Origin of the sequence: Burkholderia sp. Ac-20379, from assembly GCF_017104645.1 — a bacterium.
In the GTDB taxonomy this organism is placed as follows: Bacteria; Pseudomonadota; Gammaproteobacteria; order Burkholderiales; family Burkholderiaceae; genus Burkholderia.
Genome location: NZ_JAAGPF010000004.1, coordinates 31,856 through 56,799 on the forward strand (window position 1 = coordinate 31,856; position 24,944 = coordinate 56,799).

At 68.3% G+C, this 24,944-nt stretch carries 23 protein-coding genes; 16 read left to right on the plus strand and 7 right to left on the minus strand.

Translation table 11 applies throughout. The features are described from left to right. Positions 1-208: 208 nt before the first annotated feature. The 6 genes from G3N92_RS01065 to G3N92_RS01090 all read right to left on the minus strand — a co-directional run bounded on the left by G3N92_RS01065 (position 209) and on the right by G3N92_RS01090 (position 8,638). Complete coding sequence (locus G3N92_RS01065) at positions 209-1,726, minus strand: efflux transporter outer membrane subunit (RefSeq protein ID WP_206125590.1); 1,518 nt, start codon at positions 1,724-1,726, stop codon at positions 209-211. Continuing rightward, on the minus strand, positions 1,719-2,930 hold the full coding sequence (locus G3N92_RS01070) for an efflux RND transporter periplasmic adaptor subunit (RefSeq protein WP_206125591.1): 1,212 nt from the start codon (positions 2,928-2,930) through the stop codon (positions 1,719-1,721). The genes G3N92_RS01065 and G3N92_RS01070 overlap by 8 nt, the downstream gene beginning before the upstream one ends. Then, positions 2,920-6,165 (minus strand): efflux RND transporter permease subunit, encoded by a 3,246-nt coding sequence (locus tag G3N92_RS01075; RefSeq protein ID WP_206125592.1) that lies wholly within the window; start codon positions 6,163-6,165, stop codon positions 2,920-2,922. The genes G3N92_RS01070 and G3N92_RS01075 overlap by 11 nt, the downstream gene beginning before the upstream one ends. Before the next feature lie 373 nt (positions 6,166-6,538). Then, positions 6,539-7,213: a response regulator transcription factor gene (locus tag G3N92_RS01080; protein WP_206125593.1), complete on the minus strand. Its 675-nt coding sequence runs from the start codon at positions 7,211-7,213 to the stop codon at positions 6,539-6,541. 10 nt (positions 7,214-7,223) lie between these two features. Continuing rightward, positions 7,224-8,147, minus strand: a complete 924-nt coding sequence (locus G3N92_RS01085; protein ID WP_206125594.1) for a LysR family transcriptional regulator — start codon at positions 8,145-8,147, stop codon at positions 7,224-7,226. A 116-nt stretch (positions 8,148-8,263) separates the two neighbouring features. Continuing rightward, entirely contained in the window at positions 8,264-8,638 is a 375-nt protein-coding gene (locus G3N92_RS01090; RefSeq protein WP_206125595.1) for a hypothetical protein, read from the minus strand. A 338-nt stretch (positions 8,639-8,976) separates the two neighbouring features. On the opposite strand from G3N92_RS01090, the gene argG reads away from it, so the two are divergent. Continuing rightward, positions 8,977-10,329, plus strand: a complete 1,353-nt coding sequence (argG, locus tag G3N92_RS01095) for an argininosuccinate synthase (RefSeq protein WP_206125596.1) — start codon at positions 8,977-8,979, stop codon at positions 10,327-10,329. A gap of 188 nt (positions 10,330-10,517) precedes the next feature. Continuing rightward, positions 10,518-11,066 (plus strand): hypothetical protein, encoded by a 549-nt coding sequence (locus G3N92_RS01100; RefSeq protein WP_241014485.1) that lies wholly within the window; start codon positions 10,518-10,520, stop codon positions 11,064-11,066. Positions 11,067-11,123: 57 nt separating this feature from the next. On the opposite strand, the gene G3N92_RS01105 is transcribed toward G3N92_RS01100, so the two are convergent. Next, positions 11,124-11,495, minus strand: coding sequence for a lysozyme inhibitor LprI family protein (locus G3N92_RS01105; protein WP_206125598.1), 372 nt, complete (start codon positions 11,493-11,495; stop codon positions 11,124-11,126). 221 nt (positions 11,496-11,716) lie between these two features. On the opposite strand from G3N92_RS01105, the gene G3N92_RS01110 reads away from it, so the two are divergent. The 14 genes from G3N92_RS01110 to G3N92_RS01175 all read left to right on the plus strand — a co-directional run bounded on the left by G3N92_RS01110 (position 11,717) and on the right by G3N92_RS01175 (position 24,921). Beyond that, a complete protein-coding gene (locus G3N92_RS01110) occupies positions 11,717-12,199 on the plus strand; it encodes a MarR family winged helix-turn-helix transcriptional regulator (RefSeq protein WP_206125599.1) in 483 nt (160 codons plus the stop codon). A 110-nt stretch (positions 12,200-12,309) separates the two neighbouring features. After that, complete coding sequence (locus G3N92_RS01115) at positions 12,310-12,681, plus strand: DUF779 domain-containing protein (protein ID WP_206125600.1); 372 nt, start codon at positions 12,310-12,312, stop codon at positions 12,679-12,681. A 326-nt stretch (positions 12,682-13,007) separates the two neighbouring features. Continuing rightward, a complete protein-coding gene (locus G3N92_RS01120; protein ID WP_206125601.1) occupies positions 13,008-13,838 on the plus strand; it encodes a transporter substrate-binding domain-containing protein in 831 nt (276 codons plus the stop codon). Between the two features lie 287 nt (positions 13,839-14,125). Continuing rightward, the gene (locus G3N92_RS01125) at positions 14,126-14,827 is read left to right on the plus strand and encodes an amino acid ABC transporter ATP-binding protein (protein ID WP_241014492.1); all 702 of its coding nucleotides are present in this window, start codon (positions 14,126-14,128) and stop codon (positions 14,825-14,827) included. Between the two features lie 7 nt (positions 14,828-14,834). Then, entirely contained in the window at positions 14,835-15,506 is a 672-nt protein-coding gene (locus tag G3N92_RS01130) for an amino acid ABC transporter permease (RefSeq protein ID WP_206125603.1), read from the plus strand. Positions 15,507-15,516: 10 nt separating this feature from the next. Then, positions 15,517-16,182 (plus strand): amino acid ABC transporter permease, encoded by a 666-nt coding sequence (locus G3N92_RS01135; protein WP_206125604.1) that lies wholly within the window; start codon positions 15,517-15,519, stop codon positions 16,180-16,182. 33 nt (positions 16,183-16,215) lie between these two features. Next, entirely contained in the window at positions 16,216-17,094 is an 879-nt protein-coding gene (locus G3N92_RS01140) for a dihydrodipicolinate synthase family protein (protein WP_206125605.1), read from the plus strand. Between the two features lie 52 nt (positions 17,095-17,146). After that, positions 17,147-17,350, plus strand: coding sequence for a hypothetical protein (locus tag G3N92_RS01145; RefSeq protein WP_206125606.1), 204 nt, complete (start codon positions 17,147-17,149; stop codon positions 17,348-17,350). After that, entirely contained in the window at positions 17,347-18,636 is a 1,290-nt protein-coding gene (locus G3N92_RS01150) for an FAD-dependent oxidoreductase (protein WP_206125607.1), read from the plus strand. Before G3N92_RS01145 ends, G3N92_RS01150 begins: the two co-directional genes overlap by 4 nt. 60 nt (positions 18,637-18,696) lie before the next feature. Beyond that, positions 18,697-20,178, plus strand: a complete 1,482-nt coding sequence (locus G3N92_RS01155) for an aldehyde dehydrogenase family protein (protein ID WP_206125608.1) — start codon at positions 18,697-18,699, stop codon at positions 20,176-20,178. Positions 20,179-20,190: 12 nt separating this feature from the next. Next, entirely contained in the window at positions 20,191-21,222 is a 1,032-nt protein-coding gene (locus G3N92_RS01160) for a proline racemase family protein (protein ID WP_206125609.1), read from the plus strand. Positions 21,223-21,293: 71 nt separating this feature from the next. After that, positions 21,294-22,001, plus strand: coding sequence for a GntR family transcriptional regulator (locus G3N92_RS01165; protein WP_206125610.1), 708 nt, complete (start codon positions 21,294-21,296; stop codon positions 21,999-22,001). 257 nt (positions 22,002-22,258) lie between these two features. Then, positions 22,259-23,803, plus strand: coding sequence for a Rieske 2Fe-2S domain-containing protein (locus G3N92_RS01170; RefSeq protein ID WP_206125611.1), 1,545 nt, complete (start codon positions 22,259-22,261; stop codon positions 23,801-23,803). Positions 23,804-23,886: 83 nt separating this feature from the next. Next, complete coding sequence (locus tag G3N92_RS01175) at positions 23,887-24,921, plus strand: PDR/VanB family oxidoreductase (protein WP_206125612.1); 1,035 nt, start codon at positions 23,887-23,889, stop codon at positions 24,919-24,921. Positions 24,922-24,944 lie beyond the last annotated feature (23 nt).

A 24,944-nucleotide genomic window follows, 5' to 3' on the forward strand; every position in this document is an offset into this window, starting at 1 on the left:
GCAGTTCGAGTGCGGGCTAAGGTACGTAAGCTGACGCGTCGCCGCAATGCGACTTGGTTGCACTGCTATCGATCCAGATTGCGTCAGCGCAATGTTTGAACCGGTTTTTGCCTGGCATCGTGGCCTTAGGAGAAAAAAAAGCGTCCGCCGAACCCGGCGGACGCTCAAAGCGCGGCATGCACCACACATGCCGCAGGAGGTGAAAGATTCAGGTTCGCGCAGGGCCTTGCTGAACGGCCGAAGCCGCCACCGGCACCGCCGCAGCCGCAGCCGCACTCGATGCCCCCGCAGGCGCCCCGGCCACCGCCGCCCCGCCGCCGTTCGCCGACCACCCGCCCCCCAGCGCCGCGATCAACCCCACGGCAGCCAGTTGCCGACGCGTATCCAGCTCCAGCATCGCGATCTTCGTATTGAGTTCGGTGGTCTGCGCCGTCACCACGTCGAGATAGCTAACCACCCCATCCCGGTAGCGCGACATCGACAGTTGCAAGGTCCGCTCCGCCGCGTCGAGCGCTTCCTGCTGACGATCCGCCTCGTCGCCGAGGTGATGCGTGAGCGCGAGGTTGTCCTCGACCTGCTGGCAGGCCTGCAGCACCACGGCGCGGTATTGCGCGCCGTTCTCGGCCAGCTTGGCGTGCGCCCGGTCGGTGATCGCCTGGCGGCGGCCGCCGTCGAACAGCGTCAGCATCAGGCTCGGCCCGATCGACCAGATCTCGTTCGGCGCGCTGAGCATGTGACCCAGCCCCGAGCTCTGATAGCCGCCCACCAGGCCGAGCGTGATGTCGGGGAAGAACGCCGCGCGCGCCACGCCGATCTGCGCGTTGGCGGCGGCCATGCGGCGCTCGGCGGCGGCCACGTCGGGCCGGCGCTGCAGCAGCGTGGCGGGCAGCCCGGCCGGAATCGACGGCAGGTGCGCGGTGCCCAGATCGGGCGCCAGCGAGAACGACGAGGCCGGCACGCCGGTCAGCGTCGCGATCGCGTGCTCGTACAGCGCGCGGCGCGCGCGCACGTCCTCGGCCGAGGCGCGCGCGGCATCGAGCTGCGTCTGCGCGCGCGACACGTCGAGATCCGACGCGATGCCGCCCGCGTGGCGGCTCATGGTCAGCTTCAGCGCGTGCCGGTAGGTGTCGATGGTGTCGGCCAGCAGCTTCTGCTGCTGATCGAGCCCGCGCAGGTTGAAGTAGGCGCTGGCGAGGCTCGCCTGCAGGCTCAGCCGCACCGAGGCGAGATCGTCGGCGCTGGCCTGCGCGGTGGCGCGCCCGGCGGCCACCTCGTTGCGCACCTTGCCCCACAGATCGAGGTCGTAGTCGAAGCCGGCTTCCAGCGTGTTGTTGCCGTAGATGTCCGGTTGCGTCGCGCCGCGCAGCGGGCGCGTGTTCGACGCGCGGTTGCTGGAGATCCCGCCGCCCAGGCCGATGGTCGGGAACAGCCCGGAGCGGGCCTGATCGAACAGCGCGCTCGCCTCGTCGTGACGCGCCATCGCGGCGGCCACGTCGGGGTTGGCGGCGGCCACCTGCACCTCGAGCCGGTCGAGCACCGGATCGCGGAACGCCTGCCACCAGCCGTCGCGCGCGATGCGGTCGGCGGGCCGGGCCGTCTGCCAGCCGCCCGCCTCCTTGAACTGCGTCGGCAGCGCGGTGGCGGGCGCGTGATAGGTCGGCGCGAACGAGCAGGCGGAGAGGAACGCGATGCCGGCCAGCACCGCGCAAAGCCGGCGTTTAGCCATTCGCATGCTCCGTCGAGGCGGCGGCCGAGGCGGTCGCCGAGCCGTTGCCGCCGGGCGTGCTCAGCCGCACCGGGTCGCCCGACGACAGCGAGTCGGGCGGGTTGTCGATCACGCGGTCGTCGGCATCGAGGCCGGTGGCGATCTGCACGTGGGTGCCGAGATCGGTGCCGATCGTGACGTTCTTCAGGATCGCGTGATTGTCCTTGCCGACCACGGCGACCTGCAGGCCGTTCTGGCGGAAGATCAGCGAACTGGCCGGGATCGTCAGCGTGTGGCCGTCCTTCGGCAGTGCGAAATGCACCTCGGTGTATTCGCCCGGAATCAGCTTGCCGTCGCTGTTGTCCACCATCAGCTGCACGAGCAGGGTGCCGGTGGAATCGGCGATCGAATCGTCGGTGTCCACCAGCTTCGCCTGGAACGTCTGGCCCGGATGCTCGGGCACCGTCAGCGTGGCGCTCATGCCGGCGTGGATCGCGGCGGCCTCGCTCTGCGGCACGCTGACATACACGCGCAATTGATGCACGTCCGACACCGCGAACAGCTCGGGGCCGGCGCCGTTGCCGGCCGAGATCAACTGGCCGATGTCGGTCTTGCGCGCCGTCACCACGCCGTCGAACGGCGCGGTGATGCGCTTGAAGCCCTCGAGCGCGTCCAGCCGGCCGACGTTGGCCTGCGCGGCCGCGACGATCGCCTGCTTGGCGGCGAGGTCGCTGGTCTTCTCGTCGGTTTCCTGTTGCGACACCGAATCCTGCTGCAGCATCTTGGTCCAGCGCGCGGCGGTGGAGGCGGCGAGCTTCTCGTTGGCCTGCGCGCTCTGCAGATCGGCGCGCGCCTGCTGGAGCTGCTGGTCGAGCTCGGGCGTGTCGATCAGGCCGAGCAACTGGCCCGCTTTGACGTGCGCGCCGATGTCGGCGTACCAGGCGTGCAGGTAGCCCGACACCTGAGCGTGGATCGGCGCGTTCTCGAACGCCGACAGATGGCCCGGCAGCACCAGCGCCGAGCCGGCGGCGGCGGTGGACGGCGTGTAGGCCACCACCGTCGGCACCGCCTGGGTGGCGGACCAGGTCGTCATCTCCTGCTTCGCATGGATCCGGTCGACGATGCCGGTCGCGGCGGTGCCGATCGCGACCAGCGCGGCGATCGCGGCGATCAGCTTGAGGTTGGGCAGCCGTTTCGGCGACTTGATATCGATCTCAGTGGACATGTTGCGCTCCGGACGCGGAAGGGGAGGAATCGCTGGGGGCGTCGTGCGGTTTCTTATCGCGGCGGTGCACGATGCTGAACACGACAGGAACGAAGAACAGCGTCGCCAGCGTGGCGCAGGCGAGGCCGCCGATCACGGCGCGGCCGAGCGGGGCGTTCTGCTCGCCGCCGTCGCCGAGGCCGAGCGCCATCGGCGCCATGCCGATGATCATCGCCAGCGCCGTCATCAGCACCGGGCGGAACCGCGTGAAGCCGGCTTCCATCGCCGCCACCAGCGCGTTGCCGGTTTCGGCGAGCCGCTCGCGCGCGAAGCTGATCACCAGGATCGCGTTGGCGGTGGCCACGCCCATGCAGAGGATCGCGCCGGTCAGCGCCGGCACCGACAGCGGCGTGTGCGTGACGAACAGCATCCAGACGATGCCGGCCAGCGCGGCGGGCAGCGCGCAGACGATCACGAACGCGTCGGCCCACGAGTGGAAATTCACGACGATCAGCAGGTAGATCAGCAGGATCGCGCCGGCGAGGCCGAGCAGCAGGCCCGCGAACGCATCGTTCATGGTCGAGACCTGGCCGCGCAGCGTCACCGTCGAGCCCTTCGGCACGTCCTTCGCGGTGGCCTTGATGATGTGATTGATGTCGGTCGCCACCGCGCCGAGGTCGCGGCCCTGCGTGTTCGCGTAGATGTCGTACAGCGGCTTGATGTTGTAGTGCGACACCACCGCGTCGGTCATGCCGCGCTGGATCGTGGCGAGGCCGCCGAGCAGTTGCGACTGGCCGCCCGAGCCCGTCACCGGCAGGTTCTGCAGCGCCGACAACGAGGTCATGCGGTACTGCGGCGTCTGCGCGACCACGGCATACGACACGCCGTTCTTCGGATTGAGCCAGTAGGTCGGATCGACCTGGCTCGTGCCGGACAGCGACGCGACCAGCGAGTTCGTCACGTCCTGCTCGGTGATGCCGAGCTGATCGGCGCGCGTGCGATCCACCGACACCTTGAACTGCGGATAGGTGGTGGCCTGCTGGATGCGCGCGTCGGCGATGCCGGGAATCAGGCGGATCTTGCGCAGCAGTTCCTGCGTGTATTGCAGGTTGGCCGCCTGGTTCGGGCCGGACACCTGCAGGTCCACCGGCGCGGGTGCGCCGAAGTTCAGGATCTGGCTCGTGATGTCGGCGGGCAGGAACGAGAACGTGGTGCCCGGGAACGCACGCGGCAGCAGCTCGCGCAGCTTTTTCACGTAACCGGCGGTGGGCGCGTGATCCTTCGACAGCGTGATCAGGATGTCGCCGTCCTGCGGCCCGAGCGTGCCGCTGTTGTTGTAGGTCAGGTTGATACCGCTCTTCGGCAGGCCGATGTTGTCGAGCACCTTGACCAGTTGCGACGGCGGAATCACGCCGCGGATCGTGTTCTCGATGCGGTCGAATTCGGCGGCGGTTTCCTCCACGCGCGTGCCGACCGGCGCGCGCACGTGCAGCGAGATCTCGCCCGAATCGATGGTCGGGAAGAAATTGCGGCCAAGCCACGGCGCGAGCAGGAACGACACCGCCACGATCGCGAGGAAGCCGATCACGAACGGCTTGCGGCGCGTCAGCGCGAGGCCGAGCAGCACGCGATAGCCGCCGCGGATGCGCTCGAAGCGGTGTTCGAACGCGCGCTGGAAGCGCACCAGCGGGTTGCGCGACGGCGGCGCGTGATGATGGCCGCCGTGCGGATCCATGATCGCGGCCAGCTCGCCCGAGGCGTGGCCGCCCGATGCGTGCGGCTTCAGCAGGTATTGCGCGAGCATCGGCACGAACGTGCGCGACAGCACGAACGACGAGATCATCGCGAAGATCACCGCCTTCGCCATCGGCACGAACAGGAAGCGCGAGATGCCGTTGAGCATCAGCATCGGCACGAACACGATACAGATACACATCAGCGCGACCAGCGCCGGCATCACGATCTGGCGCGCGCCGTCGATGATCGCGGTGCGCGTGTCCTTGCCCTGCTCCAGGTGCCAGTTGACGTTTTCGATCGTCACCGTGGCGTCGTCCACCAGAATCCCCACCGCGAGCGCGAGCCCGCCGAGCGTCATCACGTTCAGCGTCTCGCCGGTGGCGGCCAGCAGCGCGATGGCCGACAGCACGGCCAGCGGGATCGAGGCCGCGATGATCAGCGTCGAGCGCCAACTGCCGAGGAACAGCAGGATCATCAGCGAGGTGAGCGCGGCGGCGATCACGCCTTCGCGCGCCACGCCGCTCACGGCGCCCTTCACGAACGTCGATTGATCGCCGAGCATCACGAGCTTCAGGCCCGGCGGCAGCGTCTGCTCGATCAGCGGCAGCTTCGATTTCACGCCGGAGATGATGTCGAGCGTGGAGGCCGAGCCGTTCTTCAGAATGCTCATCAGCACCGCGCGGTGGCCGTCCACGCGCACGATGTTGGTTTGCGGCGGGAAGCCGTCGCGCACGTGCGCCACGTCGCGGATATAGATGGTCGCGCCGCCCACCGATTTGATCGGCAGGTTGTTGATCTCGTCCAGCGCGAGCGGGCTGTTGTTGAGCGTGATGTTGTATTCGAACTGGCCGATCTTCTCCGTGCCGGCCGGGATGATCTGATTCTGCTGGGCGAGCGCGTGCGCTACGTCCTGCGCGGAGAGCCCCTTCGATTGCAGCGCCTGCGAATTCAGGTCGATCTGCACTTGACGCGTCTTGCCGCCGTACGGCGTCGGGATCGCCACGCCGGGCACCGACAGCAACTGCGGGCGGATGAAGTTCTCGGCGTAATCCTCGAGCTTCTGCTCGTCGAGCGTGTTGCTCGACAGCGCGATCTGCAGCACCGGCACCGTCGAGGCGTTGTAGTTCAGGATCTGCGGCGGCGTGATGCCGGGCGGCATCTGCTTGAGCACCGTCTGCGACACCGAGGTGACCTGCGCGGTGGCGGTGCGGATGTCGACGGTCGGCTGGAAGAAGATCTTGACGATGCCGAAGCTGCGGAACGACTGCGATTCGATGTGCTGCACATCGTTGACGGTCGTGCCGAGCGTGCGTTCGTAGTACGTCACGATCCGTCCGGACATATCGTCCGGCTGCAGGCCTGAGTAGTTCCAGATGACACTGATCACCGGGATGCGGATGTCCGGGAAGATGTCGGTGGGCGTGCGTAGTGCCGCAAGCGGGCCAGCCAGCAAGATCAGCAGCGCCAGCACGATGAACGTGTAGGGCCTGACAAGGGCGAGCCGGACGATTTTCAGCATGTGATGCTGCTCCGTAGAAAGCGTCGTTCGGTTGAATGGCGCGGGCGCCGCCGCATTCGGGAAAACGCGGACAGGCGCCGACGACTGCATTCTGGGGAGCACGCCCTAACAGCCGGTCGCTAAAAACATGAAAGAAGTTTCATGGCCGCCGCGCCGGGCGCGGCGGCGCGGCGTTCGCTGGCACGCGAACATGAAGCGGGCGTGAAAACACGCGTGGAAATCGCTGCTCGCGCGTGGCCCGGCGACGTTGAGGCAGATGGTTGCGTGCGCAACCGGATGACAGAGGATGACAGCGGATGAACACCGGCGAGCGCGGATGCGCCCGGCGCCGCGATCCGCCGCAAGCCGGGCCGCAAAAAAATTGGAAGGACGATCAGCCGAGCATGTAGCCCGCGCCGCGAATCGTGCGGATCAGCGGCGCTTCGCCGGGCTTGTTGATCTTGCGGCGCAGCCGGCCCACGTGCACGTCGATCAGGTTGGTGCCCGGATCGAAGCGGCAGCCCCACACGCCCTCGAAGATCATCGTGCGCGTCAGCACGCGGCCGGCGTGACGCATCATGAATTCGAGCACGCGGAATTCGGTGGGCAGCAGGTCCAGCTCGCGCGCGCCGAGCGCCGCGCTGCGGCGCACGAGGTCGAGCTCGATGCCGTTCGCGCGCAGCACCGTTTCGGCGTGCGCGTTGCGCGGCCGGCGGCGCATCAGCACTTCGAGGCGCGCCACCATCTCGTCGAGCGAGAACGGCTTGACGAGGTAATCGTCGCCGCCCGCGCGCAGGCCGGCGATGCGCTGATCGACTTCCGACATCGCGCTCATCACGAGCACCGGCGTGTCGAGGCCGACGCCGCGCATGGTCGAGAGGATCGTCAGCCCGTCGAGATCGGGCAGCATGCGGTCGAGCGTGACGGCGTCGTATTCGCCCGCCATCACCTTGGCGATGCCTTCGCGGCCGGTGCGCGCCACGTCGACGGTATGGCCTTGCGCGTTCAGTTGGCGCGCGATGCTGTCGGCGATCAGGACATCGTCCTCGATCGTCAGGATTTTCGACATGTGAGACGGGTCAGGCGACGGCGCGCAGCGGGGCGGCGCGGTCGGCGCCGCGATAGCGGCCCACCGAGAAATCGATGAAGCTGCGCACCTTCATGGACAGATAATTCCGGCCCGGATACAGGATCGAGATGTTGCGCGGGCCGCCGTTGGCCGCATAGCGGTCGAGCAGCGTGACCAGTTCGCCGCGTTCGACGTCGGGCGTGACGAGCGGCTCGGGCAGCAATGCGATGCCCATGTGGCTCAGCGCCGCCACGCGCACCATCGCGCTGCCGCTCGAGGCGAGCGCCTGGCCGGTGTAGACGCGGCACACGCCGTCGTGATCGGCGAATTCCCAGGTGCGCGCGGCGCCGTCGGACACCGTCAGCAGGCTGTGATCGTTGAGCGCGGCCGGATCGGCCGGCGTGCCGTGGCGCGCCAGGTAGTCGGGCGAGGCCACCAGCACCTCGCGCACCGTGGTCAGCGAGCGCGACACCAGCGTGGCGCTGACGAGCCGGCGGTCGTCCGAGAAGCAGACGTCGTAGCCGCCCTCGACCATGTCGATGTGGGTGTCGAAGGTGGTCACGTCGAAGCCCACGCGCGGATGCTGGAGCCGGTAGGCGGCCAGCAGTTCGCCGAGGCCCCCGGCCGCGAAGCTCATCGACGCGGCCACGCGCAGCGTGCCGCGCGGGTCGCGGGTGGCGCGCACGAGGTTCGATTCGACCTCGTCGAGCTTTTCGATGATCACGCGGCAGCCGTCGAGATATTCGCGGCCGGCTTCGGTGAGGGACAGGCTGCGCGTCGTGCGGTTCAGCAGGCGCATGTTCAGGTGCGCCTCGAGCATGCCGACGCTGCGCGTGACGGCCGCGGCCGACATGCCGAGCTGGCGCGCGGCCAGGTTGAAGCTTTCGAGATCCACTACGCGCGTAAAGACGCGCATCGCCTGGAGCTGGTTCATGGGTGTGCGGGCAACATTTGCGGTGCGGTCATGATCGGCGGCGCGCGTTAACAACACCGCGCCCGAAACATGAAGCTTTTTTCAGAATCGGGGCGCGGGTGACAACCGCGGCCGGCTCAGTTGGGCAGGCTGGTCGCCTCTCGCGCATCCTCGAGATGGCGGCCGAGCGATTCGTGCAGGCGTTCCAGGCTCAGCGGCGGCAGCGCGAAGCCGCTCCAGCCGAGGCCCGTGTGGCGCAGGAACAGCACCGCGCCGCCGTACAGCGCATGCTGCTCGGTGTACCAGCACGGGTCCATTTCGACCACGTACTGCTCGGAGCGCGACGGCGCCTCCGGCACCGGCGGCTGCATCGAGGCGCGCAGCAGGCTCAGGTACTGGATCACGGCGTCCACGTCGGCCGGATCGAGGATCACCGAGGCTTTCTCGATCGACACCAGCACGGCGCTCTTGCCGTACTCGTTGATCAGTTCGATGCTCATCGGACGCGTCATTCCCGGCTCCCTGTCGAGATCACGATGGGCCAATTATCTGGCCGCGTCCTGGCTCCATTTCTGAAACAACCGTATCGTCGGATGAAACTTTGTTTAAGGAGAATGCGCGGGCCGGCACGCGACGCCGAACGGGCGCGCCGGCGGCTCGCGGGCCGGAAATCGGCGAAAATCCGGTGAATCATGCGCGGCCGGGGCCGATTTCGCGCGATTTCGGCCGATTTGCCCCGGTTTTCGGCGGTTTCGCCGGGCGGCGACAAAACTTGCCTCATAATCAGGCACCGCCGATACTTACGGGTTACGCGCATTCCCTTTCGATCACGATTTAACGGTTTTCCGTCATGACCACGATTCTTGAAAATCTCCCGACTGGCCAGAAGGTCGGTATTGCGTTCTCCGGCGGCCTCGACACCAGCGCCGCGCTGCACTGGATGCGCATCAAGGGCGCCGTGCCGTACGCATACACCGCGAACCTCGGCCAGCCGGACGAAGAGGACTACGATTCGATTCCGCAGCGTGCCCGCGAATACGGCGCCGAAAACGCCCGTCTGATCGATTGCCGCGCGCAACTGGTCGCCGAGGGGATCGCCGCGCTGCAATCGGGCGCGTTCCACATCTCCACGGCCGGCGTCACCTATTTCAATACGACCCCGATCGGCCGCGCCGTGACCGGCACGATGCTGGTGGCCGCCATGAAGGAAGACGGCGTCAACATCTGGGGCGACGGCAGCACCTACAAGGGCAACGACATCGAGCGGTTCTACCGCTACGGCCTGCTCGTCAACCCGGATCTGAAGATCTACAAGCCGTGGCTCGACCAGCAGTTCATCGACGAGCTGGGCGGCCGCGCCGAAATGTCGGAATTCATGACGAAGGCCGGCTTCGGCTACAAGATGTCGGCCGAGAAGGCCTATTCGACCGATTCGAACCTGCTCGGCGCGACGCACGAAGCGAAGGATCTCGAAAGCCTCGATTCGGGCATCAAGATCGTCAACCCGATCATGGGCGTGGCGTTCTGGCGCGACGACGTGAAGATCGCCGCCGAGGAAGTGACGGTGCGCTTCGAGGAAGGCCGCCCGGTCGCGCTGAACGGCGTGGAATTCGCCGACCAGGTCGAACTGCTGCTCGAAGCGAACCGCATCGGCGGCCGCCACGGCCTCGGCATGAGCGACCAGATCGAGAACCGCATCATCGAGGCGAAGAGCCGCGGCATCTACGAAGCCCCGGGCCTCGCGCTGCTGTACATCGCCTACGAGCGCCTCGTCACCGGCATCCACAACGAAGACACGATCGAGCAGTACCGCGAAAGCGGCCGCCGCCTCGGCCGCCTGCTGTATCAAGGCCGCTGGTTCGATCCGCAAGCCATCATGCTGCGCGAAACGGCGCAACGCTGGGTGGCGCGCGCGATCACGGGCGAAGTGCGCATCGAACTGCGCCGCGGCAACGACTACTCGATCCTCAGCACGCGTTCGCCGAACCTGACGTACGCGCCGGAGCGTCTGTCGATGGAGAAGGTGGCCTCGACGTTCTCGCCGCGCGACCGGATCGGCCAACTGACGATGCGCAACCTCGACATCACCGATACGCGCGACAAGCTGCGCGTGTACGCGCAAGTCGGGCTGCTGACGCCGGGCGAGGCGTCGGCGCTGCCGCAGATCAAGCAGGACGTGCAGGACAAGAAAGCCGGCGAATAAGCCCGCTGGCCGTTCGTAGCATCCCGGCCCGGCGGCGCGCACGAGAGACGCGCCGCCGGGCCGGTTCGCGTGAGGCCGCGGCACGGGGTGCGCGCCGCCGGTTTCGCGTGGCGCCGCGCGCGTGCGCGGCGCACTGCATCAGGCTGTCCGACTCCAACCAGAATGAAACCGAGGCCACGATGTTCACCATGACTCCCCCGTTGTCGTTTTCCCAGCGTCTCGCCGTGTGGTGGTCGTGCTTCTGGCGCGTCACGCTGGCGACCGTGCCGATCACGATCGGCGTGATTGTGATCGTGGTGGTGTTTTACGTGCTGACCGGCCGGAGCGGCGGCCTGTTGTCGAAGCTCGGGCCCAACGGCGCGTTCGGCTTGGGCCTGCTGCTGGTGATCGCGTCGGTCGCGCTGATCGTGGTGCTGAGCCTGCCGGTGTTCGGCTACATGACGCGCCGCGGGTTCGCCAGGCACGGGCTGACCGTACCGGAGCGCTACGGCTTCTGGCAGGCGGTGATGCTTGGGCTGACCACCTTGGGCTGGTCGATGCTCGTGTCGGTCGTCGCCAATCTGCTGACTTACCCGGTCAGGCACGCCGCGCTCGCGTCGCATGGCGGGATGCTGCTGCTGCAGCTCGCGCTGTTCGTGGTGGGCATCGTCGCCGCGATGTACGTCGTGATGCCGCGTCAGGCGCGGCGGCTGCGGATCCAGACGGGCGACCCGGCCGTGCTGGCCGAGATGATGTGAGAACCGAGGCCGCCGGCAAGGCGGCCTCGCTGTTTTGCCGGGGCCTGGGCGTGGCGCTCAGAACGGCCCGCGGCGCTTCAACTGCTCGTAGTCCTGCTTCAGCACCGCGATGCGGTCGCGATACGCGGCCGCGAGGCAGCTTTGCGACGCGCCGCAGCGCGCGCGGCGTTGCAGCCAGTCGCGCTGCGCCACGCCCATGTCGCCGCGCGTGCCCATCGCCACCAGCCCGCTCAGCATCTGGAAGCGCACCGCCATCTCCACGTCCTGCTCGCTGAGGCTGCGCGAGGCGCAGATCGCCCGCTCGTCGGGCTGCCTGGCCTGCGCGCAGTCGAAGCTGGCGGCGTAGCTCGCGGCGGACGACAGCGCCAGCAGGGCGGCCAGGCAGGCGCGGCGGAGGGGGCGGGCGAGGGGGCGCGAAGGCGGGGGCATGGCGGCTCCGTTCGAGGATGCGGGATCGGTGAGGTGAGACTGCGCGCGCCGCGGCGAGTTCGACCCGTGCCACGAGTGCCACGAGTGCCGCGAGTGCCGCGAGTGCCGGTTCGCCGCCGAACGACATTCCGCTTTGACGCCCTCGGGCATCGCGTGTAACGTCGGCGCAACTTCACCAACGTCCGTTCACGGCGCCCGCGGCGGCGCCGACGTGCCGACCCATGCTCCCCGATTGCTACTGCACGCAGTTCAGGCGCGCGGCCAATGCGCTGACCGGCATCTACGATCAGGTGCTGCGCCCCACCGGCCTCAAGGCCACGCAGTTCGCGCTGCTGCGCGTGCTGGCGCGGCTCGAGTCGGCCACCTTCACCGAGATCGCCGCCGCCACCAAGCTCGACAAGACCACCATCTCGCGCAACATGAAGGTGCTGGTGCAGTCGGGCTGGGTGAGCGTGTTTTCCGAAGGCGACGCGCGCTTCAAGGTCGCGCGCCTCAGCGACAGCGGCGTGGCCAAGCTGCGCAGCGCGGAGCCACACTGGCAGGTGGCGCAGGCGCGCGTGGCGGGCGAAGTGCAGAAGTACCTGGCCGGCACGGCCAGCAAGCAGCTCGTGCAGGCGCTCGAAGCGCTTCACGAGGCGCATTCGGACGAGGCGGCCGAGCCAGCCGACCCAGCGGCCGACCCAGCGGCCGATCCAGCGGGTTAACCCCGCCTGTCGAGCCGGGGCCGCGCTGCCTACTATCGGACGGATGGGCGGCTGAACCGCTGGACAGCGCCGCCCGCCACCGTTGGCGCATCGCGCCGGGAGGAGACACCATGTCCGATTCGCCGCCGCGCGTCGTCGCCACCGACGCCGCCCGCCAGTTGATCCAGGCACTGAGCCGCAAGCACGGCCAGCTGATGTTCCACCAGTCGGGCGGCTGCTGCGACGGCAGCGCGCCGATGTGTCTTCAGGAAGGCGAACTGATCGTCGGCAGCGGCGACGTGCGGCTCGGCGAGATCGAGGGCATGGCGTTCTACATGAGCGACGCGCAGTACGCGTCGTGGCGCCACACGCAGCTGATCATCGACGTGATTCCCGGCACCGGCGGCATGTTCTCGCTCGAAGGCACGAGCGGCCTGCGCTTCCTGACGCGCTCGCGGCTGTTCACCGACGACGAGCTGAGCCGGCTCGACGCGCTGCGCTAGCACCGGGCCGGCGCGCCCGCCGGCTACGTTCGTTTCATCTCCCACGTCGTTTGCCCCCGGCGGCCGCTCGCGCGCCGCCGCGCCGGCACGTTCCCGCCGTTCCGCCGCATTCCGTCTGATTCCCCTCTCCCCGCCCGGGCGCGACGCGCCCCCGCGCGCGTCATCGCCGATTTTCCCTTTCGCCGAACTCGGTGCAATCGCCTAGTTGACAGCCCGATTTTTGTTTCTCTACACTGCATACAACTTTGCACACATCAAAACGCACAGAATTGCGTGCTGTTTCGATGTGGCGTTCAACGTGTTGTTCCCTGGTTTCGGAGATGACCATGCTTCGGCTGTCCCGCATCACTCGCCGCGCGTTCGCGTGCCTGGCGGCAACCGGCTTCATCGCGTTCGGCGGCCCCGCCCACGCGGACGACACGAGCGCCTGGCAAGGCGTGAGGAAAGCGGGCGTGCTGCGCTGCGGCGCGGCGGTGGCGCCGCCCTACGTGATGCGCGACCCGATCACCGGCCGGTACAGCGGCTTCTTCTCCGAGCTGTGCCGCAACTTCGGGCAGAACGTCCTGAAGGTGAAGGTGGCGTTCGTCGACACGAGCTGGGACAACATCGTGGCCGGCTTGCAATCGGACAAATGGGATCTGTCGATGGCGCTCAACGACACGCCCGAGCGCGAGCAGGCGATTGCGTTCTCGGCGCCGGCCACCAGCTACAACGTCTCGTTCGTCTACCAGCGGCAGAACCCGAAGATCCCGAAGGGCGCGCGTTCGCTGGCCGATTTCGACAAGCCGGGCGTGACCGTGGCCGTGATGTCGGGCACCGCGCAGGACAAGGCGATCACGGCGCTGCTCAAGCAGGCGCAGATCATGCGCCTGCCCGGCAACGACGAAACGCGGCTCGCGCTGATGTCGAAGCGCGCGGATCTGCTGGCCGACGCGAACATCACCAACATGCTGCTGACCGAGGCGCATCCCGATTGGGCCGCGGTGATCCATCCCGAGCCGGCCGTGGCGCAACAGGAGATCGGCTTCGGCCTGCGCAAGGACACGCCGCCCGCCGATCTGGCCGTGCTGAACCGCTACGTGACCGAGCAGGTGAAATCGGGCGCGATGGCGGCGCTGATCCAGCAATCCGTGCAGGCGATGCTGCCGAAGAAGTAGGCGCGCCGCATCGCATCGCGCCGGCCCGCCGGACATGCTTCGGACTGCGACGCATGCGCCGCGCGCGGCAGACGCGTTCCGACCGCGGTCCGGCCGAATCCGACCGTTTCCCGATTGGCCCGCGCGCCCCAGGCGCGCCCTGCTGGAGACTCATCATGCTGTCATCCCGATCCGCGCTGGCGCGGCCCGCCGCCGCGCCGGCCGTGCTCGATTTCCCGGCCCAGCCGGCCGCCGATTTCGTGCAGTTGCGCGACGTCGTCAAATCCTACGGCGAGCACCTCGTCGTGATGGATCACATGAATCTCGACATGCGCGCCGACGACCGGCTCGTGATCATCGGCCCGAGCGGCAGCGGCAAAAGCTCGCTGCTGCGCGTGATGATGGGCCTCGAAGGCATTCAGGGCGGGCGCATCGATTTCGCCGGCCGGCCGTATATCCACGGCGCGAACGTGCGCGGCGCGAAGCGCATCGACGCCGCGCTGCAAAAGCAGATCGGCATGGTGTTCCAGCACTACACGCTGTTTCCGCACCTGTCGGTGCTCGGCAACCTGATCCTCGCGCCGGTGAAGGTGGGCGGCTTGTCGAAGGCGGCGGCCATCGAGCGCGCGCGGCAGTACCTCGCGCGGCTCGGCCTCGAAAGCAAGCTGCATGCGTATCCGAGCCAGTTGTCGGGCGGCCAGAAGCAGCGCGTGGCGATCGCCCGCGCGCTGATGCTGGAGCCGAAGCTGATGCTGTTCGACGAGGTCACGTCGGCGCTCGATCCCGAGATGGTGATCGAGGTGCAGAACGTGATGCTGCAACTGGCCGAGCAGAAGATGGCGATGATCATCGTCACGCACGACATGCATTTCGCGCGCGACATCGCCACGCGCGTGGTGTTCTGCGCGGGCGGCAAAATCGTCGAGCAGGGCGCGCCGGCCGAGATGTTCCGTAGCCCGAAGGAAACCCGCACGCGGGAATTCCTCGAAAAAGTGCTGCATCTCGACTGAGGCCGCCATGCACTACCAATTCGATTTCCGTTTCCTCGAAGGCAGCGCCGGCGCGCTGCTCGGCGGCCTGCGCGTGACCGTGGAGCTGGCGCTGGCCTCGAACCTGATGGGCATCGTGCTCGGCTTCGCGCTGTGCCTGCTGGCGATGAGCCGCTGGGCCGCGCTGCGCTGGCCCGCGCAGTTGTTCATCGAATTCTTCCGCTGCACGCCGGCGCTGTTGCAGATCGTCTGGTTCTTCTACTGCATCCCGATGATGGTCGACGTGTTCATCGATCCGATCGCGATGGGCGTGCTCGCGCTCGGCCTGAACCTGACCGCGTTCAACGCCGAAGCCTACCGGGCCGGCGTGCAGGCGGTGCCGAAGGAGCAGCTCGACGCCTGCATCGCGCTCGGCCTCAAGCCGTGGCAGCGCACGCTGTACGTGGTGCTGCCGCAGGCGCTGCGCAGCGCCACGCCGGTGCTGATGACCAACGGCATCGGCAGCCTGCAGCAGAGCGCGCTGGTGGCGATCGTGGCGGTGGCGGACCTGATGTACGTGGGCAAGAGCCTCGCGACCGAAGCGTACCGGCCGCTCGAAACCTACACCGTGATCGCCCTGATCTATTTCGCGCTGTCCCTGCCGATCGCGCGGCTCGTGCACCTGCTCGAGCGGCGGCAGGATCTCGCGCTCGAGCGCTGAGGAGAGCGACATGCAACTCGATTTCACCGCGGTGCTGCCGTATTGGTTCGTGCTGCTCAAGGGCCTGGGCCTGACCATCGCGTTCACCGCCAGTTGCGCCGCGATCGGCAGCCTGGCCGGCTTCGCGCTGAGCCTGCTGCGCCTCGCGCCGTCGCGCGCGCTGAAGGCGGCCACCTCGCTCTACGTCGAATTCTTTCGCGGCACGCCGCTGCTGATCCAGTTGTTCTGGGTGTTCTTCTGCTTTCCGGTGGTGTTCCGGATTCCGATCCCGCCGTATGCGTCGGTGGTGATCTCGCTGACGCTCTACATGGCGGCCATCACCAGCGAGACGTTTCGCGGCGCGCTCAAGTCGATCTCGTCGGAACAGCACGACGCCTGCATCGCGCTGAGCCTCACGCCGCACGCGAAGATCCTCTACGTGATCTTCCCGCAGGCGCTGCTGCGCGCGATTCCGCCGCTGCTGTCGAACGGCGTCAGCCTGTTCAAGGAGAGCGCGCTGATTTCTTCCGTGGGCGTGGCGGACCTGATGTTCGTCGGCCAGAACATATCGAACAGCACGGCCAAGCCGGTCGAATTCCTGACCGTGGTGGCCCTGATCTATTTCCTCGTCGCCTTTCCGCTCACGCGGTTGGTGGGCGTGATCGAGTCGCGCCTGTTGCGGCGCTACAGCTACTGAGCCGGTGCGTTCCGGCATTTTCTGGAGAAACCCATGCAGATGAAAGGCATCCTGCCCGCCCTCGTGACGCCGTTCGATTCGACCGGCGCGGTCGACCACGACACGCTCGCGCGCATCGTCGAATTTCAGCTCGCCGCGGGCGTGAAGGGCTTCGTGCCGCTCGGCTCGACGGGCGAGTACTACGCGCTCGCGCACGACGAGCGCCGCGCGATCCTGAAGACGGTCAAGGAGGTGGCGAACGGGCGCGGCCTGCTGATCGGCGGCGCGAACGGCTCGTGCACGCGCGAGGTGATCGAGCAGACGCGCCTCGTGCGCGACGCGGGCTACGACACCGTGCTGATCGCGCCGCCGTATTACGCGCTGCCTTCGCAATCCGAACTGATCGGCCACTACCAGGCGATTCTCGACGCGGTGCCCGAGGTGGACGTGGTGCTCTACAACTACCCGGTGCGCACCAACGTGGAAGTGGGCTTCGGCGTGCTCGACGCGTTCCGCGACAACCCGCGCGTGATCGGCGTGAAGGAGAGCAGCGGCAACCTGCTGCGCGCGATCGAGATCGGCGAGAACTACAAGGATGCCTATCAATTGTCGTGCGGCTCCGACGATCAGGCGCTCGATTTCTTCCTGTGGGGCGCGTCGAGCTGGATCTGCGGGCCGGCGAACTGCTTTGTCAAACCGGTGGTGGACTTCTATAACAAGTTCAGCGCAGGCGACATTCGCGGCGCGCAGGACGTGATGCGCTCGCTGTTCCCGGTGATGGCGGCCATGGAGGCCGGCAAGTTCGTGCAGAAGGTGAAATACGGCTGCGAGCTGGCGGGCTTCAAGGTGGGCGCGGCGCGCATGCCGCTGCAACCGCTGACCGACGAGGAAAAGGCCGAATTCCGCGCGGTGTTCGAGGCCGTGCAAGCGTGATGGCGGGGCCGGCGTCATTCGCGCCGGCCCGCTTTTTCTGCAAGGACACAGGATGAGCAAGCAGAGCTTCAGCAGCATCGAGGGGCGCGCCGCGGGCAGGGCGGTGCGCACGATCGCCGGCGGCGCGCCCGCGCTGGTCGGGCGTTGCGTCGATGGCGTCGCGTGTCGCGCCGGGAGCGCGAGCCGCGGCGAGTACGCGATCGGCGGCGCGGATTCCCGTGCCCGCCGTTTCAGCCTTCCGGAGTGCGCGACGTGAGCGCCGTTCCCGTCGACCTGTCCCGCACCGCGCCGCAGGCGTCGGCGCGCGAAGCGGCCGTCGTGATCGGCGGCGGCATCGTCGGCGTGTGCTGCGCGCTGTATCTGCAGCGCGCGGGCCACGCCGTCACGCTGATCGATCCGGCCGCGCCCGGCGACAGCACCGCGAAATGGAGCTGCGGCCAGATGGCCGTCAGCGAGGTGATCCCGCTGTCGAAGCCCGGCATCCTGATGAAGATTCCGGGCTGGCTGATGGATCAGACCGGCCCGCTCGCGCTGCGCCCCGGCGCGTTGCCCGGCATGCTGCCGTGGTTCGTGCGCTTCGTGCTGAATGCACGGCGCGGCCGCATCGAATCGATCGCGCGGGCGCTGGCCACGCTGACGCACGACGTGTACGCCGATTACGCGCCGCTGCTCGACGCCTGCGGCGACGCCGCGCTGCTCGGCGAGCGGCCGGTGCTCGAACTGTTCGACGATCCGGCCGGCATCGCGCACGAGCAGGCGAACCTCGAATTGCGCGCGGCGCTCGGCTTCGCGTCGCAGCGGCTGAACGCGCACGAGATCGGCGATCTCGAACCGGCGCTGGCCGGCAAGTTCGCGCACGGGCTGCTGTTTCCGGATTGGCGCGCCGTCAATGACACGATGGGCTTCGTGGCTGCGCTGACCGGCAGCTTCGTCGCGCAGGGCGGCCGGCGCGTCCGTACCGAGGCGAGCCGCATCGACGAAGCCGACGGCCGCGCCACCGGCGTCACGCTCGCGAACGGCGAACGCGTGGCCGCCGCGCACGTGGTGGTGGCCGCCGGCACCGGCGCGCGGCGCTTCTTCGGCGTGCTCGGCGTGAACGTGCCGCTGGCGGGCATCGCCGGCTATCAGGCCGTGCTGCCCGATCCGGGCGTCGACCTGCGCCATTCGATCATCTACGCCGACGGCGGCTTCTGCTTCAGCCCGATGACGCGCGGCCTGCAGATCGGCGGCACCATCGAATTCGCCGGCGCGGGCGCGAAGCCGAACTTCCGGCGCGCCGACATCATCCTCGGCAAGGCCCGCCGCGTGCTGCCGCAACTGCGCACGGCCGGCGTCGAATACGGCGTGGGCTACCGGCCGTTCCTGCCCGACACCAAGCCGGTGATCGACCGCTCGCGCCGCCTGCCGAACGTGCTGATGGCGTTCGGGCACGGCCAGCTCGGCCTGACGCTCGGCGCCACCACCGGCCGGCTGATCGCGGAACTGGCGGCGGGCCGGGCGCCCGGCACGGATCTCGCGCCGTTCAGCGCCTACCGGTTTTGAACAGGATTTTTGAATCGGGTTGAATACCCGGCACTGCTCACCGTTTTCCACGTACCGACCATGACCGACTATCCGCATCTCCACATCGACGGCCGCTGGGTGGCCCCCGTACGCAACGGCCGCTTCGACACCGTCGATCCCGCCACCGAAACCGTGCTCGCCAGCGTGGCCGCCGCCACCGCCGAGGACGTCGATCTGGCCGTGCAGGCCGCGCGCCGCGCGTTCGACGACGGCCCGTGGCCGCGCCTGAGCGGCGCGGAACGCGGCGCGGTGCTGCGCCGCATCGCAGGCGGCATTCGCGCGCGGCTCGACGAACTGGCCGAGATCGAAGTGCGCGACAACGGCAAGCCGCTGCCCGAGGCGCGCTGGGATCTCGGCGACGCGGCCGGCTGCTTCGATTTCTATGCGGGGCTGGCCGAGCAACTCGACGCGCAGGCCGAAACGCCGGTGGCGCTGCCCGACGCGCGCTTCAGCTCGGTGGCGCGCCGCGAGCCGGTGGGCGTGGCCGGCGCGATCATCCCGTGGAATTTCCCGCTGCTGATGGCGGCCTGGAAGGTGGCGCCCGCGCTGGCGGCCGGCTGCACGATGGTGCTGAAGCCGTCCGAGCTGACGCCGCTCACGGCGCTGGAACTGGCGCGCATCGCGGCGGACGCCGGGCTGCCGCCGGGCGTGCTGAACGTGGTGACGGGGCTGGGCGCCGACGCCGGCGCGCCGCTCGCAGAGCATCCCGGCGTCGACAAGCTCGCGTTCACCGGCAGCGTGCCCACCGGCAGCCGGATCATGCAGGCCGCCGCGCGCGACATCAAGAACATCAGCCTGGAGCTGGGCGGCAAGTCGCCGTTCATCGTGTTCGACGACAGCGACATCGAGGCCGCCGTCGAATGGATCATGTTCGGCATCTTCTGGAACCAGGGCGAGGTGTGTTCGGCCACCTCGCGCGTGCTGGTGCAGCGCGGCCTTTACGAAGCTCTGGTGGCGCGGCTCGCCGAGGAGGCGCGGCGCATCGCGATCGGCAACGGGCTGGACGACGGCGTGCTGCTCGGCCCGCTCGCGAGCGCCGGGCAATACGCCAAGGTGCGGGACGCCGTGGCGCGCGGCGTGGCCGAAGGCGCGCGGCTCGTGACGGGCGGCGCGCGCCCGGCACATCTCGAGCGCGGCTACTTCATGGAGCCGGCCGTGTTCGCCGACGTGCCGGCCGACAGCTGGATCTGGAACGAGGAGATCTTCGGGCCGGTGGTGTGCCTGCGTCCGTTCGACGACGAGGCCGAGGCGGTGCGCGCCGCCAACGATTCGCGCTTCGGGCTGGGCGCGGCCGTGATGTCGCGCGACCTGCCGCGCTGCGAGCGCGTGGCGCGCGCGCTGCGCGCCGGCATCGTCTGGATCAACTGCTCGCAGCCCACCTTCACCGAAGCGCCGTGGGGCGGCATGAAGCAGAGCGGCATCGGCCGCGAACTGGGCGAGTGGGGCTTGAACAACTACCTCGAAACCAAGCAGATCACGCGCTACGACAGCCCGGAGCCGTGGGGCTGGTACATCAAGTAAGGACGACCGATCATGCGCTGGAAAAAGACGCTGCAACTCGTCGACGTGCATTGCGAGGGCGAGATCGGCAAGGTCATCACGGGCGGGGTGGTGGGCATTCCCGGCGAGACCCTGCTCGACAAGATGAACCACATCAACGCGGTGGACGACAGCCTGCGCCGGCTCGTGGTGCTGGAGCCGCGCGGCTGCCTGCAGATGTCGGTCAACCTGCTGCTGCCGCCCACGCGGCCCGAGGCGCACGCCGGCTTCATCGTGCTGCAGGCCGACAAGGCGCATCCGATGTCGGGCAGCAACGCGATCTGCGTGGTGACGGCGCTGCTCGAACTGGGCATGGTGGACATGCAGGAGCCCGAAACGACCGTGGTGCTCGACACGCCGGCCGGGCTCGTCACGGCACGCGCGGCGTGCCGCGACGGCCGCTGCACCGGCGTCTCGCTCGACATGGTGCCGGCCTTCGTCGAGCAGCTCGACGTGCCGATCGATGCGGGGCCGCTCGGCACGATCCGCGCCGACATCGCGTTCGGCGGCGTGTATTACGCGTTGATCGACGTGGCGCAGGTGGGGCTGACGATCGCGCCGGAGCACGCGCGCGCGCTGGCCGAGCTGGGCGTGGCGCTCAGGCAGCGCGTCAACCAGCAGGTGGCGGTGCGCCATCCGCTGCTGCCCGAGCTCGACGAGGTGGCCTACGTGATGTTCCGCCACCGCGTGAGCGACACTGTCTATCAGACCTGCACCACGCTGCCGCCCGGGCGCGTGGATCGCTCGCCGTGCGGCACCGGCAGTTCGGCGAACCTCGCCGCGCTGGCGGCGCGCGGGCTGGCCGACACCGGCAGCCGGCTCACGTCGCGCTCGACGATCGGCGGCGAATTCGGCATCGAGCTGCTCGGGCGCACCGACGTGGCGGGCCGCCCGGCCGTGCTGCCGCGCGTGACGGGCCGCGCGTGGATCTACGGCATCCAGCAGATCGGCGTCGATCCCGACGATCCGCTGGCGGCCGGATTCATGCTCAGCGACACCTGGGGCAACGGCTTTCCGGGCGCCTGAGGCCAGGGTGCGGGATGCTAAACTGCGCCGCACGCCCGGCCTTTCGGGCGCATGACGACGGCGGTGTGAGGATGAGCAAAGCAGCTGCGGATACCGAAGCCACGGTGCGCCGGCACGGCGGGCGATATATCTACGAGGAGTTGCGCAAGCAGATCCTGACCTTGAAGCTGAAGCCGGGCTCGCCGCTCGACGAGGTGTCGCTGGCCGAGCAGTTCGGCCTGTCGCGTTCGCCGGTGCGCGACGCGCTCGCGCGGCTCATCAGCGAAGGGCTCGTCACGATCCTGCCGAACCGCACCACGCTCGTCACGCCGTTCGAGATCGAGGAATTTCCGAAGTACATCTCGGCGCTGGACCTGATCCAGCGCGCCGTCACGCGGCTCGCCGCGCAGCATCGCAGCGCGGCCGACCTGACGCGCATCCGCGAGGCCGACGCCGCCTACATGGCCGCGCTCGCGAGCGGCGATTTCCAGGCGATGTCGGAAACCAACAAGGCGTTCCACATGGTCATCGCGCAGGCGGCCAACAACCCGTATTTCGTCGGCTACTACGAGCGCCTGCTCGGCGAGGGGCAGCGCCTGCTGCACCTCCATTTCGACTACACGATCAGCTCGGCCAGCGCCACCGCGCTCGGCCCCGATCACGCCGAGATGATCGACGCGATCGAGCGCAAGGACGCCGATCTCGCCGAACAGATGGCGCACGAACACACCATGCTGTTCCAGAAGCGCTTCCTCGATTACATGCGGCAGAACATGACCGAATCGATGTCGGTGCGCTGAGCGGCCGCGCGCCGCCGCGATCCTGCGTTCCCGCTTCTTCCGCTTCCCCCGCCCGCTTTTTCCTGTCCTTGTCTGACTCGCGCGCCGCCGCCGGCGCGCGAATCGTCGCGCGCTCGCGTTCCCCGCATTCCGCCGCCTCTCGGTGTTAACCCATACAGACATTCCGGATTCAGAACACTACGCTCTGTATACAGAGTTCAGAGTTCAAAAAGAATTCGAGCGGGACGGTCCCCATCAATCACTGGAGGAAGCAAGTCATGAGCGTCAAATCGGACAAACTGGACGAGCCGCGCACCGCGGGCGGTGCGGCACCGGTTGCCAAGAAACTGATTCCCTACGGCGGCTATTACACGAACAAGATTCCCGATCACGATCCCGAGCTGACGGAAACCGGGCCGGGCACGCCCACCGGCGAATTCATGCGGCGCTTCTGGCACCCGGTGTGCATGTCGCTCGAACTGACCGATACGCCGCGCTTCCTGAAGATCCTCAACGAGGAACTGGTGGCGTTCCGCGACAAGAGCGGCGCGGTGGGCGTGCTGCATGCGCACTGCGTGCACCGCGGCGCGTCGCTCGAATACGGCGCGATCCAGGAGCACGGCATCATGTGCTGCTATCACGGCATGGTGTTCGACGTGGACGGCACTTGCCTGCACGTGCCGTTCCCGAAGGGCGAGGAGACGCAGGCCGAGAAGTTCGCCTGTTCGATCCGCCAGGGCGCCTACAAGGCGGTCGAGCGCAACGGCCTGGTGTTCGCCTACATGGGGCCGCCCGAGGAGGAGCCGCCGTTCCCCGAGTGGGAAGGCGACTTCACGGTGATGGACGGCGACGAACTGGTGCCGTACAGCAACTTCCAGCATTGCAACTGGCTGCAGGTGCAGGACAACGCGGCCGACAACTACCACACGGCCGCGCTGCACGCGGGCAAGAGCGTGGTGGGCGGACACTTCCAGGGCACCACGTTCGACGAAGTGGGCGCGGCCTCGATGGAAGTGGCGCCCGACATGAATTTCGTGCCGGTGCAGGGCGGCCGCAGCCTGGCCTGCGCGGGCGCGCGCCGCGTCGACAAGGATCGCCTGTTCGTGCGCGTGCAGCACCAGGTGCTGCCGAACCTGAGCCTGCACGCCTACACGTCCGAGGACGGCGCGCAGAAGAAGCTGTTCAGCCGCTTCCACATCATTCGCTGGACGGTGCCGGTGGACGACGAGAACAGCAAGATGATCGGCTGGCGCGTGATGGGGCCGGGCATCGACACGCGCGGCGTCGGCAACAAGGATCTGGTGGGCTACGAGTCGATCGATTTCCTCGAAGGCCAGGTGGCGATGCGCCGCCCCGAGCGCTTCGGCAAGTACAAGCTCGACGAGCTGCCGCCGATTCCGCCGAACCACCGCGAGCGCGCGCACTACAAGCAGGCGCAATACGCGCCGGGCGACTACGAGGCGATCATCAGCCAGCGCCCGATCGCCGTGCATTCGCTCGAACATCCGACGCGCTTCGACGCGGGCCTTTACCAGTTCCGCAAGATGCTGCGCGACGCGGTGCGCGGCACCAATCCGCCGTCGTCGGCGCAGGGCTTCGTCGAATGGTTCCGCGAGCTGGCCGGCGCGCCGAACAGCTATTGCTCGGGCAACGTGTTCGAGATCGCCGAGGGCGAGACCGTCGAGGAGGAAGTGGCGCGCCGCCGCAAGGTGCTCAAATCGGTGGTCGAGATCCTGACGCAGAGCGAGCCGATGAAGGGCGCCGAGCGCGCCGCGTTCGTGCGGGGCCGCTTCGACGAACTCGAGCAATCGCTGAAGCGCTGAGCCGCTTCTCCGCCAATGCCTTCCCGGCGGCGCGCCCGCCGCGCGCGAGCGCGCCGCCGGCCAGGGACAAGGAACGACATCGCATGGAAACCGAACTGGAAGCCGAACTGGCCCCCGCGCAGGCGGCGGCCGGCGCCGCGCAGCGCGCCGCCGATACCCTCGAAGTGAGGGTGAAACAGGTGCGCCACGAAGGGCGCGGCATCAACTCCTACGAACTGGTCAGCCCGGCCGGCGCGCCGCTGCCGCCGTTCGAGGCCGGCGCGCATATCGACGTCCATCTGAAGCAGGGCACGATTCGCCAGTATTCGCTGAGCAACGCGCCGGGCGAACGGCACCGCTACGTGATCGCGGTGCTGAAGGACGAGAACGGCCGCGGCGGCTCGCGCGCCGTGCACGAGCAACTGCGCGCCGGCGATCTGGTCACGATCGGTCGGCCGCGCAATCACTTCGCGCTGGCGCGCGATGCCGCGCGCGTGATTCTCGTGGCGGGCGGCATCGGCGTCACGCCGATCAAGGCGATGGCGCACGAGCTGGAGGCGCGCGGCGTCGCGTACGAGATGCACTACTGCGCGCGCAATGCCGAGGCCGCCGCGTTCGGCCCCGAGCTCGACGCGCTGCGCCGCGCCGGCAAGCTGCACGATCACCACGACGAAGGGCTCGCGCATTTGCGCTTCGACGTGAAGCAACTGCTCGCGCATCACGCGCCCGGCACGCACGTGTACTACTGCGGCCCGGCCGGCTTCATGGCCGCCTGCGCCGAAGCGGCCGCGCATTGGCCCGCCGGCACCGTGCACTTCGAGCATTTCAAGGCGCCCGAGCGGCCGCAAGGCGAGCCGGGCGGCAGCGGCGCGGCGGCAGGCGAATGCGAGGTGACGATCGCGAGCACCGGGCAGGTGGTGATGCTGAAGGCGGGCGAGAGCCTCGTCGACGCGCTCGGCGCGGCCGGCATCGCGGTGCCCACCTCGTGCTGCGCGGGCCTGTGCGCCACCTGCAAGCTGCGCTATCTCGAAGGCGAGGTGCAGCACAACGACACCATCCTCGACGAGGACGAGCGCCGCGATCACCTTACCGCCTGCGTGTCGCTGCCGGCCGGCAAGCGGCTCGTGCTTGATCTCTGAGCCGGCGCGGCATGCCACGGAGC